At 28.4% G+C, this 12,135-nt stretch carries 12 protein-coding genes; 8 read left to right on the top strand and 4 right to left on the bottom strand.

All coding sequences use genetic code 11. The features are described from left to right. Positions 1 to 13: 13 nt before the first annotated feature. Positions 14 to 1,801, bottom strand: a complete 1,788-nt coding sequence (locus CAMP5060_RS04505) for a DUF2972 domain-containing protein (protein ID WP_337217981.1) — start codon at positions 1,799 to 1,801, stop codon at positions 14 to 16. 65 nt (positions 1,802 to 1,866) lie between these two features. Here CAMP5060_RS04505 and rimO point away from each other — a divergent pair, with 65 nt between their 5' ends. Further along, a complete protein-coding gene (rimO, locus tag CAMP5060_RS04500; RefSeq protein ID WP_337217980.1) occupies positions 1,867 to 3,183 on the top strand; it encodes a 30S ribosomal protein S12 methylthiotransferase RimO in 1,317 nt (438 codons plus the stop codon). Beyond that, positions 3,173 to 4,135, top strand: coding sequence for a tRNA lysidine(34) synthetase TilS (gene tilS / locus CAMP5060_RS04495; protein WP_337217979.1), 963 nt, complete (start codon positions 3,173 to 3,175; stop codon positions 4,133 to 4,135). Before rimO ends, tilS begins: the two co-directional genes overlap by 11 nt. Here tilS and CAMP5060_RS04490 read toward each other — a convergent pair. Both CAMP5060_RS04490 and CAMP5060_RS04485 read right to left on the bottom strand, forming a co-directional pair. Continuing rightward, the gene (locus CAMP5060_RS04490; protein WP_337217978.1) at positions 4,116 to 5,483 is read right to left on the bottom strand and encodes a phosphomannomutase/phosphoglucomutase; all 1,368 of its coding nucleotides are present in this window, start codon (positions 5,481 to 5,483) and stop codon (positions 4,116 to 4,118) included. The genes tilS and CAMP5060_RS04490 overlap by 20 nt on opposite strands. Position 5,484: 1 nt before the next feature. Next, positions 5,485 to 6,489: a diguanylate cyclase domain-containing protein gene (locus tag CAMP5060_RS04485; protein WP_087700683.1), complete on the bottom strand. Its 1,005-nt coding sequence runs from the start codon at positions 6,487 to 6,489 to the stop codon at positions 5,485 to 5,487. 53 nt (positions 6,490 to 6,542) lie between these two features. Between CAMP5060_RS04485 and CAMP5060_RS04480 the strand changes: the two genes are divergently transcribed. Genes CAMP5060_RS04480 through CAMP5060_RS04470 form a run of 3 tightly spaced genes read left to right on the top strand, consistent with a single transcriptional unit; the run spans position 6,543 to position 8,829 of the window. Continuing rightward, positions 6,543 to 8,117 carry an ABC-F family ATP-binding cassette domain-containing protein gene (locus CAMP5060_RS04480; RefSeq protein WP_214126017.1) on the top strand — a complete coding sequence of 525 codons (1,575 nt, stop codon included), beginning with the start codon at positions 6,543 to 6,545 and terminating at the stop codon, positions 8,115 to 8,117. Then, positions 8,114 to 8,446: a hypothetical protein gene (locus CAMP5060_RS04475; protein WP_039617462.1), complete on the top strand. Its 333-nt coding sequence runs from the start codon at positions 8,114 to 8,116 to the stop codon at positions 8,444 to 8,446. The genes CAMP5060_RS04480 and CAMP5060_RS04475 overlap by 4 nt, the downstream gene beginning before the upstream one ends. 50 nt (positions 8,447 to 8,496) lie before the next feature. Beyond that, the gene (locus tag CAMP5060_RS04470) at positions 8,497 to 8,829 is read left to right on the top strand and encodes a hypothetical protein (RefSeq protein ID WP_087700681.1); all 333 of its coding nucleotides are present in this window, start codon (positions 8,497 to 8,499) and stop codon (positions 8,827 to 8,829) included. Positions 8,830 to 8,848: 19 nt separating this feature from the next. Here the strand turns inward: CAMP5060_RS04470 and CAMP5060_RS04465 are convergent, their stop codons facing one another. Next, the gene (locus CAMP5060_RS04465; protein WP_087700680.1) at positions 8,849 to 9,430 is read right to left on the bottom strand and encodes an IMPACT family protein; all 582 of its coding nucleotides are present in this window, start codon (positions 9,428 to 9,430) and stop codon (positions 8,849 to 8,851) included. A 74-nt stretch (positions 9,431 to 9,504) separates the two neighbouring features. Between CAMP5060_RS04465 and galU the strand changes: the two genes are divergently transcribed. The 3 genes from galU to CAMP5060_RS04450 all read left to right on the top strand — a co-directional run bounded on the left by galU (position 9,505) and on the right by CAMP5060_RS04450 (position 12,127). Further along, the gene (gene galU, locus CAMP5060_RS04460; RefSeq protein ID WP_087700679.1) at positions 9,505 to 10,335 is read left to right on the top strand and encodes a UTP--glucose-1-phosphate uridylyltransferase GalU; all 831 of its coding nucleotides are present in this window, start codon (positions 9,505 to 9,507) and stop codon (positions 10,333 to 10,335) included. Then, positions 10,325 to 11,548: a glucose-6-phosphate isomerase gene (locus CAMP5060_RS04455; RefSeq protein WP_337217990.1), complete on the top strand. Its 1,224-nt coding sequence runs from the start codon at positions 10,325 to 10,327 to the stop codon at positions 11,546 to 11,548. The genes galU and CAMP5060_RS04455 overlap by 11 nt, the downstream gene beginning before the upstream one ends. A 129-nt stretch (positions 11,549 to 11,677) precedes the next feature. Beyond that, positions 11,678 to 12,127, top strand: a complete 450-nt coding sequence (locus CAMP5060_RS04450) for a Dps family protein (protein WP_261545043.1) — start codon at positions 11,678 to 11,680, stop codon at positions 12,125 to 12,127. Positions 12,128 to 12,135 lie beyond the last annotated feature (8 nt).

The following is a 12,135-nucleotide window of genomic DNA, read 5'->3' as shown; positions in this document are numbered from 1 at the left end:
CATATATTACTTATTAATAATTTTCTTTTGTTTTGCAAATTCTTTCAAATTCTTGATAATACTTCCAAGATGCTACAATATCTGGGCGATGTTGTTTAATATGTTTTAATTCACTATCTAATATATTTTTAAATTTATATCCTATTTTTGGATTATTTTTTAAAAAAAGCAATACATCTTTTTCGGTTAATTTATTTTTTTTTATAAAATTTAATCTTTCTTCCAAATAAATCAAAAAATCTTTTTGATATTTTTTAATTAAATCTTTTTGCTTTTCACTTATCCCATTAACATCTTTTTCATTAATCAAAAAAGATATTTCATCCAACAAGTTATGTTGCAAATCAATAAAACCTTCACTATTAATATTATACATATCTTTATCTTCATTGCTTTTTAAAACAACTGATATTTTTGCAAACAAAACATTATTTTCATAAAACAACAATTCCACGGGAATATAAAAATTAAAATCACTATATTTAATTCCCTGAAAAAATTCTTTATCTTTAAAATCAAAATTAAAATCATATGTTTTAGCAAGTTGAGAAAAGGTATCAATAACATTTTCAGGTAAAATTGAATTCATATCAAGATAAATAATATTATTTTTATTTACAATAGGTTCTATTAATGTCTTATAATGGAAAGATGAATATTCTATACATGCCTCAAAATAATCTTTCAAGCAATATAAATTATTATCAAAAAAATATTCCGCTCTATCCATGATCTCACTAATAGGAAGTCTAGTATCTATATTTTTGTTAAATTTTTGAAAAGAGTGTTTAAATTTTCCATGATTAACTCCTGTTTTTAATCTAGATATAGGATCTCTTACTAAAATAAGTATATCTTTATTTTTTTCAATAAAATATAACAGCTTAGATCTTTCAGAAGTTTCTTTAGAAGACCCTTCAAAAATACTCACACAACTTTTTTCAGAACTTAAAAGCCTCTTGTAAATTTCACAATATGGTAAATTTTCAATAAAATTAACTTTATTACTTGCCATACAAGTTTCAACTCCGCATCTTTCCAAGAAAGAAAACATTGCAGCTCCTCCAGATAAACCAAATCTAATAAAAACAAAACTATACTTATTTGGAAGTGGTAAATTTAAACTATAGGCAAGATCTGCTGAAATAGTCTTATAATTTAAATCTTCTTTGCTATTAAGTTTTTTAGGATTAAGCAAAGAAGGATAAGGATGATTTTCTTTTTCATAATCTGATATGAAATCATTAGATAAAAGCCAGTCTCTTATAGCAATGAAATTTTCTATAAAAAAATGAAAATTATTAAAAATGTTAATTAATATGGGATTATAATTCTCATATCTCTGTAAAATATCTATCATTTCTTGAATATTCAAGTGCTTATTTACAATAAAAAAATAAATACTTGAATGTAATTTACGAGGAGTCATTCTTATAATTTTTTGAATATTTTTATGCTCTTTACGTTTATTTCTAATATTAGAAAATAATTTAAAATAACCACCTTTGTACCAATTTTTATGAGCTAAAATTAAAAGCTCACCTAACATATAATAAAAATGACATCTATATCTCATATTATTGCAATCTTGATCTGGTTGCATCCTAGATATATCAAGCGAGAAATTATAATTATTTAATTGTAAAGTTTTTTGCTGCTTATATTCTTTTCTTATTTTATAAAGTTTATGTATTAATGTTGCATACCCCCCCCCATTTATTTTATGCTGGAGAACAACATAGCCTAGTTTATAAGCAAGTTCATTTTTAACTGTACTTATTACACTAAAATTATTTTGCAAAAACTTTTCCTTTGTTTTTTTGGATATAATTTTAGCAAAAAAATAAAATATTTAAAGTGAGAAATATGCCAAAACTTTTTTTAATGTCTTTAGGTTGTAATAAAAATTTAGTTGATAGTGAAATCATGCTTGGAAGATTAAGTGATTATGAAATTTGTGATGAGCCAAGCATAGCTGATGTTTTGATTGTAAATACTTGTGGCTTTATAGATAGTGCTAAAAAAGAAAGCATTAATGCGATTTTAGACTTACACGAGCAAAGAAAAAAAGATTCATTGTTAGTTGTAACAGGCTGTTTAATGCAACGCTACCGTGAGGAATTGATGAAAGAACTACCTGAAGTTGATCTTTTTACTGGTGTGGGAGATTATGAAAAAATTGATGAGATGATACTTAAAAAAACTAATCTTTTTTCAAATTCTACTTACTTACAAGATAAAAACACCAATCGCGTGATCACAGGATCAAACTATCATGCTTTTATCAAAATAGCTGAAGGGTGCAATCAAAAATGTTCATTTTGCGCCATACCAAGCTTTAAAGGAAAACTCAAATCAAGAAATTTAGAAAGCATTGTAAATGAAGTAAAAGAGCTTATTAAAAAAGGCTATAAAGACTTTTCTTTTATCGCTCAAGATACAAGTTCGTATTTATTTGATCAAGGTCGAAAAGATGGACTTTTAAAGCTTATTGAAGCTATAGAAGATATCCAAGGTGTAAAAGCTGCTAGAATTTTATATCTATACCCAACAAGCATTAGTAAAGAAGTAATAGAAAAGATCATTCAATCAAAAGTTTTTGTAAATTATTTTGATATGCCTTTACAACACATCAGTGACAATATGCTTAAAATCATGAAACGTGGAGCTAATAAAGCTAAATTAATCGAACTTTTAAATTTAATGAAACAAGCGCCAAATTCATTTTTACGCACAGGTTTTATAGTAGGACACCCTGGAGAGAGTGATGAGGATTTTGAAGAATTATGCGCTTTTATAAAAGAATTTGATTTTGATAGAATTAGTGTTTTTGCTTATTCTAAAGAAGAAGATACCGCAGCTTTTGAAATGGAACAAATTCCTAGTAAAATCATCAATACAAGATTAAAAGTGATAGAAAAAATTGTTGATGAGTGTATAGAAAAAAGTTTTAATCAACAAGTTGGCAAAAAAACTTTAGCATTTTGCGAAGGACAAAGCTCTGAAGGAGAATTTTTCATCGGTGCAAAAGATTTGCGTTGGGATAGAAATATAGATGGAGAAATTCTCATCAATGAAAGTGATTGTGGAAATTTAGAAATGGGCGAGCTTTATGAGTGTGAAATCACACAGAGCTTAGATAAAAAACTCATTGCAAAAGCCTTAAGAAAGCTTGATGATTGATAGCAAATATTTAAATCATTTAAAGCAAAGGAAAAATCTTTTAGCATTTTCTCATGGGAGTGATTCTAGTGCTTTATTTTTCATGCTTTTAGAAAAAAATATAGATTTTGATCTTGCTTTTATAAACTATAAAACTCGCAAAAATAGTGATAAAGAAGAACAAAGTGCTAAAGAATTAGCCAAGCGTTTTCATAAAAAAATTTATATCAAAACCGCACCCAAAATAACAAAAAATTTCGAAGCTTGCGCAAGAGCTTTACGTTATGAGTTTTTTGAAGAACTTTGCAAAAATCACTCTTATAATAATCTTTTACTAGCTCATCATTTAAATGATAAACTAGAGTGGTTTTTAATGCAATTTTCTAAAGGTGCAGGGCTTAGAGAATTACTTGGTTTTAAAGATATTGAAAAAAGAAAATATTTTACTATCATAAGACCCTTGCTTGAAATTCCCAAAGAAGAAATTTCAAATTACTTAAAAGAAAACAATATCACTTATTTTCATGATGAGAGCAATGATGATGAAAAATATTTTAGAAATTTCATACGCAAAAATTTTACTAATGAGTTTTTAAAGCTTTATCCAAATGGAGTAAGAAAGAGCTTTAAATACCTAGAAAAAGACTTAAAAGAAGAAAATACTTATGAATTTAAAAATATTTACATTACTCATAAAGATGAAAGTTTAATCGCAAAATGTTTTAAAAAACTTGGAGTACTTTTAAGTGCTAAACAAAGACAAGAAGTATTAAAAGGCGATGGAGTGATTTCGCATAAAATAGGCATTGTTTATATGCAAGAAAAAGTATTGATTTTTCCTTTTATAAGTTGTGAGAAAATACCAAAAGAATTTAAAGAAATTTACAGAAAAGCAAAAATCCCTAAACTCTTAAGAGCATATTTATACACAAAAAATATTGATGTAAAAGAGCTTATACAAGCTCTTTTATGATTTCTTCAAAAAGTTCTTTTACTCTTGCTTCTAAAAAGTCTTTAAATTCAGCACTTGTAGCTTCGGTGCGCATGATAAGATATGGACTTGTATTAGAAGCACGCAAAAGTGCCCAGCCTTCTTTAAAGGTAATTCTAACTCCGTCAATTTCATTACAATCAAGCACATTTTCAAAAGCGTTTGCTTTTATTTTTTCTTTAAATTTTTCTATGATTTGAAATTTATTTTCCTCACTAACCTTAAGCTTGATCTCTTCACTTGCATAAAGTTTTGGCAATTCTTTAACTAATTTTTCTATATCAAAACCATTTACTAAAAGCTCTAAGGTTCTTAAAAATGCATAAATTCCATCATCATAACCAAAATATCTATCTTTAAAGAAAATATGCCCACTAAGCTCTGCTGCTATGTCGATATTTTGCTCTTTCATTGTTTTTTTAATATTAGAATGTCCAGTCTTACCCATCATGATAAAACCAAATTTAGCTACCTCATCGAAAAGATTTTTAGAACATTTTACTTCACCTAAAACTCTAGGATTTTTTATATTTTTAGCAAATAAATAACAAAGCTCATCGCCCTTAAATACATAGTCTTTACTTGCGACTACTAAACGATCTCCATCTCCATCAAAAGCAAAGCCCATTTTTGCGTTTTCATTTTCTTTTAGCGCAACTTGCAATGCGTGTAAATTTTCAAGCTCTGTTGGATCGGGTGCGTGATTTGGGAAATTTCCATCAGGATTTTCAAATAAAATTTGCGCATTAAGATTTAATTTTTCCACCAAAGGCTTTATAATCACTCCAGTAGCTCCATTTGCACAATCAATAATGATTTTTTCTTTATAATCTTTAAGATGTGAAAAATGTTTAGCTAAAAAGTCTATATATAAGCTTTTAACATCATAATTTTCATATCTTAAATCATCATTGATTTCAAGTTCTAAATACTCTTGCACTTTTAAAGAAAGCTTTTTCAAATCAGCACCAAAAAAACTTTCTTTGTTAATCGTGATTTTAAAGCCATTGTATTCTTTTGGATTATGCGAGCCTGTTATCATGATATTTGCATCAAAAATATCATCAAAAAACAAGCTAAAATACCCCATAGGAGTTGGTGCTAAGCCTATATTAAAAACTTGCATATTAGCTTTATTTAAACCACTGATTAAATAATTAAAAAGTTCATTTGCACTATATCTTGCATCATAACCTACGCTTACTTTCTCACAACCTCTTGATTTCATTTCTAAACCCAAAGCATAGCCTATGGCTTTTACACTTTTTTCATTTAACTCACTTGGGTAAAGCCCTCTTATATCATACTCTCTAAAAATCAAATCTAACATTTTAATCCTTTTGTCTTCTAAGTTCTAATTTTGCTTGTTTTAAACTTTCTTCTATGTTTTCATTTTTGCTTGATAAACAAAGTTTAATTTCTAATTTTGCATTTTGCTCTTTCAATTCAAAACTATATTTTTGCATAAAATTTTCAAGCATTTGAAGCTTGCTTTGCACAAAAGCTATATTTTCATTTTCAAATACAATGATAAAATAATCCTTATCATCTTTAAAAACCCTAGCATGTAAAGCTTTTTTTAAAATCCTAGCAAATTCATGCATTATAAACTCACCTATTTTTGAGCCTTTTTGATGATAAATTTCATTGATATTTTTTACTTCAATCAAGGCTAAATGAAAATTTTCAAGCCCTTGAGCATATCTTCTTAAGGCTTTTAAATTTGGCAAATTGGTTAAAGTGTCAAAAAAGGCTATTTTATAAGCTTTATACACTAAAAATCCTATCAACACCAAAGAAGCAAATTCATAATAACCCAAATCAACACTATTGTAAAATAAAAACTGCACACTCAAGCCCATATAAGCTAGTAAAAAATGAAAATCATTATTTTTAAAATAAGAAAATAATAAAAATATCATTCCCACCCAAAACACACAAAAGCTTAACTCACTAATAGGCTTAAAAAATTGCGTTGAAAGGCCAAAAATTTCACTTGTAATACTTGCATTAAAATTAGTACTTGTGCTAAGTATTAACGCTACAAAACCCATGAAGGCTAAATACGCAAATTTAATGAGATTAATTCTTTCAAACACAAGTTTGCTATCTTGTAAAAACACAAAAAGCACAAAAGAAAAAGGTAAAAACACCGAGATAAACAAATGCGCTTGATATTCACTTGCCACTAAAGATAAAGCCCTGGCACATAAAATTAATAAAAGTAAGAAAAAAATCTTATTTTGCTTAAAAAAATAAGCTAAAAATAAAGCTAAGATATTAAAAACCAAAGTCATACTAGGCAATGTTTTTAACAATAAATACGAAAAATCCAAAATAATAAACCTTTTTTTGTTAAAATTATAGCAAAAATATTTTAAGGATATTAATGGTAGAAGTAAAAAATCTCACTATGCGTTTTGCAAACCAACTTTTATTTGAAGATGTAAATTTAAAATTAAACCGTGGTGAAAGATATGGACTTATAGGCGCAAATGGCGCAGGAAAATCAACCTTTTTAAAAATTCTCTCAGGCGAAATAGAATCAAGCAGTGGAGAAATTTGCATAGATCCAAATTTAAAAATCGCTGTATTAGGACAAGATCAATTTGCTTTTGAAAACTACACTATCAAAGATGCGGTAATGTGTGCAAATAAAAGATTATATGATGCACTAAAAGAAAAAGAAAAACTTTATATGAGTGAAGAATTTACCGATGCAATCAATGATAGATTAAGCGAGCTTGAAATCATAACAGCAGAAGAAGATCCAAACTATGATTGTGAGCTTAGATGTGAAAAAATTCTTAGTTCTTTAAATATAAAAGATTTTAATGCTCTTATGAGCACTTTACAAAGTGCGGATAAATTTAAAGTTTTATTAGCACAAGTATTGTTTTTAGGTGCTGATGTATTATTTTTAGATGAACCTACAAACAACCTTGACTTAGAAGCTATTTCTTGGCTTGAAAATGAACTTTTAAGACATGAGGGAACTTTAGTAGTAATTAGCCATGATAGACATTTTCTAAATAAAGTTTGTACAAGAATTTTAGATGTGGATTTTAAACAAATACGCGATTTTGCTGGAAATTATGATGATTGGTATATGGCTTCAACCTTGCTTGCTAAGCAAGCTGAACTCAAACGCGATAAAACCTTAAAAGAAAGAGAAGAATTAGAAAATTTCATACGCCGTTTTAGTGCTAATGCTTCAAAAGCCAAACAAGCTACAAGCAGAGCTAAAGCTTTAGAAAAACTTGAACTTGAAGAGATTAAAACTTCAAGTAGGCGTGATCCTAGTATAGTTTTTAGAACAAATAGAGAGATAGGAAATGAAGTTTTAGAATTAAAAGGTATTAGCAAAGCTTATGATAAAACTTTATTTGAAAATTTAGAATTAAAATTAGAAAAAGGTGATAAAATAGCCCTAATCGGTGCAAATGGTGTTGGAAAAAGCACTTTAGCTAAAATCATTGCTTCAAAATTAGAACCCGATAGTGGTCACATCCATCTTGGTGCTACCATAGAAATGGGATATTTTTCACAAGATACAACGAATTTAATTAATGAAGATTTGAAACTTTATGAATGGCTAATGAGTGAAAAATTCAAAGATTTGGATGAAATTCGCAAATGTCTTGGTAGAATGCTCTTTAGCGGAAGCGATCAAGAGAAAATGGCTTCTAGCTTAAGCGGGGGCGAAAAACACCGCTTAATGCTTTCAAAATTAATGTTAGAACGTGGAAATTTCTTACTTTTAGATGAACCGGATAATCATTTAGATCTTGAAAGTATCATTGCATTAGGCGAAGCCTTGTATAATTTCAAAGGTTGTGTGATATGCATAAGCCACGATAGAGAGCTAATTAGTGCTTTTGCTAATCGTATATGGTTTTTAGAAGATGGAAAATTAACAGACTTTAAAGGAAGTTATGACGAATTTTTAGGAGGTTTAGAATGAATTCGTTTAAGATAAAATATGCAGCTGGTTTTGGACATTTTACTCAAAATCACAGAGGCTTTGGCCCAACTATCTATGTAGAAGAAAGTATTGATTTTCAAAGCGAAAAAGATTATTTTGACTATGTTGAATTTTATGAAAAATTCAGCAAAGAAGATGATACTTATTTTCATATTTCATTTTTAGAAGATCGCCCTTTAACTTCTCAAGAATTAGAAAGTAGAAATGCTTATAGAAAACTAAGGGATGAGCGCTGTAATAAAGCTAGAGAAGAGTTTATTAAAAACAATGAAATAGAAGCGGAATACTACCCAACTCATGGTGATTAAGGAATGATTTTTGCTTGTTTTTTCCTTGTAATATTTTGAAAGGAGAAAGCATGCAAGTTAACCATGATAATTTATCGGTTAAAGAGTATGGATATGGTCAAAGTAGTGCTTATAAAAGTACTCAAGGAGCTAATGAAGACTTTATGTCTTTACTTAGTCAAAGCAATAGTGAAAATTTAAACGAGCAAAGTATAAAACTTGATGAGCTTTTTTCAAAAGCTATGAATCAAGATCAATTTAGCATAGGAATTTTTAGCTCAAATATGTCAAATATTTATAATTATCGCTTTAGAGGACAAAACGAAACTCCTATGCAAGCTAATATAGAAGAAAAACAAGAGCCACAAAAAGATATGGTAAAAGATCTTTTAAATTCTTTATGAAAATGAAGTAAGCAAACGCTTACTTCCAAATAAGTCCACTAAATTCAAACTCTTTTGCAAATTTTTTAAATTCCTCTTCTTCTTTTGCATTAACACTTAAAAACAACTTAACATTTTCTTGAAATTTTTTTTCATATGAAATGTTATTTTTATTTAAAAAATGCTCAAATCTTGCATAAAGATGAAAAGGAATGTTTAAATTTAAAACATTTTTAGCTTCAAATTCTAAAAGCGTTGCATTTAAAATAGCTTCATTTGTAGCTTCACTATAAGCTCTTACAAGACCACCTGTACCAAGTTTAATCCCTCCAAAATAACGCACCACAATCACCGCACAATTAACAAGCAAAGCTCCTCTTAAAACATTCAAACAAGGCATAGCAGAAGTTCCTTTTGGTTCGCCATCATCGCTTTTATCTTCTATGATTTGATCAAATTCATTTAAATACCTATAAGCATATACAAAATGCACGGCTTTTAAATGCTCATTTCTTAGTTTTTGCATTAAAGTTTGAAAATCTTCAAAAGGACATAAAAAAGACAAAAAAGTTGATTTTTTAATTTCTATTTTTGCTTGATAAATTTGATCAATGGTTTTCATATTTTCCTTAAATTAGTTATAATATTTAAATAAAATTATAATCAAAACAACTTATAAAAATTTAAGGATAAACTATGCTTCAAACTTGTATTTTTCCTGCAGCAGGTTATGGTACTAGATTTTTACCTGCTACAAAAACCCTACCTAAAGAAATGCTACCTATACTAACTAAGCCTTTAATTCATTATGGTGTAGATGAGGCTTTAGAAGCTGGTATGGAAACTATGGGCTTTGTTACAGGACGTGGAAAAAGAGCTTTGGAGGATTATTTTGATATTTCTTATGAACTTGAACACCAAATCGCAGGTACTAAAAAAGAATATCTTTTAAGTGAAATAAGAACACTCATAGATCGTTGCACTTTTACTTTTACAAGACAAAATGAAATGAAAGGCTTAGGAGATGCAGTTTTAAAAGCAAAGCCTTTAGTACAAGATGAAGCTTTTGGGGTAATTTTGGCAGATGATTTATGCGTGAATGAAGATGGGGTAAATGTCCTAGCTCAAATGGTAAAAATTTATGAAAAATACCGCTGCTCTGTTATAGCTGTGATGGAGGTTGAAGCCAATCAAGTTTCAAATTATGGGGTTATAGCAGGAAATGCTGTAGAAGAGGATTTAATTATGGTAAATTCTATGGTAGAAAAACCTGATCCAAAAGATGCTCCAAGCAATTTAGCCATCATAGGAAGATACATTCTAACGCCTGATATTTTTGGTATTTTAGAAAATACTAAAGCAGGTAAAAATGGAGAAATTCAACTAACCGATGCCTTACTTTCACAAGCAACTAACAATATGGTTTTAGCTTATAAATTTAAAGGAAAAAGGTTTGATTGTGGAAGCGTAGAAGGCTTTGTGGAAGCGACAAATTATTTTTATGAGAAAAGTAAAAATGCTAAATAATACTTTATTTTTTAAAACCCAAGATTTTAAAAAAATCACCGCTTATGCAAATAGAATGAATGATGAGTTAGAAAGTGGTGATATAGGGTATTATCACTTAGTAGATACAAGCTTTGATTTAATCAAAGAAAGCAAAGAATTTATCGCAACTAAAACTCATATAGAAAATATTATTTTAGTAGGTATGGGTGGATCAAGTTGTGGGGTTAAAGCTTTAAAAGAGCTTTTATTTGATCAAGCAGAAGAAAAAAAACTTTTTATTATTGACAATACCTCCTCACATACTTTTACCCAAACTATGCAAAAAATAAATCCCCAAAAAACACTTTTCATCATAGCAAGTAAATCAGGTACAACTATAGAGGTGATTTCTTTATTTAAACTCATTATTGCTCATTTTGATTTTAAAAATGAAAATTTGCATGAAAATTTTGTGTTTATTACTGATTTTGAGTCAAAACTTCACAAACTAGGTGAAGAATTAAACATAAAATGCTTTTTTATACCTAAAAATGTCGGTGGTAGATTTAGTGTTTTATCTGCTATTGGTATTGTTCCTTTAAGCTTTTGTGGGTATGATACTAAAGCCTTATTAGAAGGTGCAAAAGCTTGTTATGTGGATTTTTTTGAAAAAAAATGTGATCAAATTTTACAAAAGGCTTATCATTATTGCACGCATAAAAGTGCGCATATTAATGTGCTTTTTTCTTATGGAGATGCTTTTAAAGGTTTTAATGAATGGTATATTCAGCTAATTGCTGAAAGTCTAGGTAAAAAACAAGGCTTTAAACGCATAGGTTTAACTCCTATTGCTTTAATTGGCGCTAGAGATCAGCATAGCTTTTTACAACTTATCATGGATGGACCCAAAGATAAAACTGTTACTTTTTTAAAAATTAAAGATAATCAAAAATCTCCTAGTATCCCAAATATAAGCTTTAATCATTTGCAAAATTGTGACTTTACTAATGAAGTTAATTTGCATGATCTTTTAAACGCACAATGTGATGCAACCATGCATGCATTAATTGCTGAAAATTTAAGTGTTGATATCATAGAACTTGAAAAATTAGACGCTTATCATTGTGGGTATTTGATGTATTATTATGAGTTATTTACTTCTGCATGTGGTATTATGCTTGGAATTAATACTTATGATCAACCTGGCGTAGAGGTAGGAAAATTAATACTCAAAAATATGTTAAGTAAATAAATTTGCTTTATTGTAAAAAAAGAGTATAATGAAAATATAATAATTACTAACATTAAAATTTATTAGATAATAATTATTATTATTTAAGAATTTTATGTTATAATTTTTAAAAATAAAAAAGGAGATAACATGTCAGTAACAAAACAATTATTACAATTACAAGCGGATGCTCATAGTTTATGGATTAAATTTCATAATTATCATTGGAATGTAAAAGGTTTACAGTTTTTCTCAATTCATGAATATACAGAAAAAGCTTATGAAGAAATGGCAGAGCTTTTTGATGATTGTGCTGAGAGAGCTTTACAACTAGGAGAAAAAGCTATCGTTTGCTCAAACACTTTATTAGAAAATGCAAAAGCACCTAAGGTTCAAAAAGATTGCTTTACTCCAGTAGAAGTTTTAGAGCTTATTAGAGAAGATTATAAATATCTTTTGGCTGAATTTAAAAAGCTAAATGAAGAAGCTGAAAAAGCAAGCGATACTACAACAGCAGCATTTGCTCAAGAAAATATTGCAAAATATGAAAAAGCTCTTTGGATGCTTAATTCAACTATCCAAAATACTTGCTCTATGTAAGAATTTAT

Source organism: Campylobacter sp. 1569 (genome assembly GCF_024723675.1).
In the GTDB taxonomy this organism is placed as follows: Bacteria; Campylobacterota; Campylobacteria; order Campylobacterales; family Campylobacteraceae; genus Campylobacter_D; species Campylobacter_D jejuni_C.
The sequence above is the reverse complement of the archived record's forward strand: the minus strand, read 5'-3'. Positions and strand labels throughout refer to the sequence as shown.